Annotated in this window: 1 protein-coding gene; it reads left to right on the top strand. The window is 52.6% G+C overall.

Annotated features, from left to right (window positions below; translation table 11 throughout):
* A partial coding sequence (locus H4O21_RS25295; protein ID WP_182812804.1) for a phosphoenolpyruvate carboxylase occupies positions 1–304 on the top strand: 304 nt, incomplete at both ends.

Genomic DNA, 304 nt, shown 5'->3' with positions numbered 1-304 from the left:
CGTAGGCCGGGGAGGTGGTCCGGCAAGAGCCGCGATTCTGGCCCAGCCTCCGGGGTCGGTTAATGGCAGCTTGAGAGTGACTGAACAGGGGGAAATGATCCGTTTTAAGTTTGGTCTGCCTGAAATTGCTCAGCGAAGTATGGAAATTTATGTTTCAGCGGTACTGGAAGCCACCTTACAGCCACCACCTCAACCGAAAAAAGCCTGGCGTGATCAGATGAACCGGCTGGCTGATCGGGCTTTGACCAGTTACCGTGAACAGGTACGTGAAAACCCTGATTTTGTCCCTTATTTCAGAGCGATT

This window comes from Oceanospirillum sediminis, from assembly GCF_014164585.1.
Lineage (GTDB): Bacteria > Pseudomonadota > Gammaproteobacteria > Pseudomonadales > Halomonadaceae > Oceanospirillum > Oceanospirillum sediminis.
The sequence above is the reverse complement of the archived record's forward strand: the minus strand, read 5'-3'. Positions and strand labels throughout refer to the sequence as shown.